We start from the raw sequence: 362 nt of genomic DNA, 5'->3' as shown, positions 1-362 counted from the left end.
CATTTTAGAGTCAAAGTCAGACCTATTATTTTGACATTGAAAAATGCAAAGTATGTCCAATGAGAGAGGGCTGTTATAAAGAAGGTGCAAAAAGTAAAACATATTCTGTCACAATTAAGTGAGATACACATGCCGAACAAGAGGCATTTCAAAATACGGAAGCATTTAAGCAATTAGCCGCAAATCGCTACTAAATAGAAGCGAAGAATAGTGAAATAAAAAACGGACATGGATATGATACGGCATCGACTGCGGGTCTATTTGGCATGGAAATTCAAGGTGCTGTCAATTTGAAACGGATATTAAAGCTACTAAACGAAAATGAATAAGGAATAGAGACAGAAATAAGGCACTTCCTGTTC

At 36.2% G+C, this 362-nt stretch carries 1 pseudogene; it reads left to right on the top strand.

The window, feature by feature from the left end:
• Positions 1–8: 8 nt before the first annotated feature.
• A pseudogene (locus PVA17_RS25145) lies at positions 9–329 on the top strand (transposase); the annotation flags it as partial.
• Positions 330–362 lie beyond the last annotated feature (33 nt).

The organism is Lysinibacillus sp. CNPSo 3705, from assembly GCF_028674935.1.
In the GTDB taxonomy this organism is placed as follows: domain Bacteria; phylum Bacillota; class Bacilli; order Bacillales_A; family Planococcaceae; genus Lysinibacillus.
Note: the sequence above shows the minus strand (reverse complement) of the source record. Positions and strands in the feature narration are given on the sequence as shown.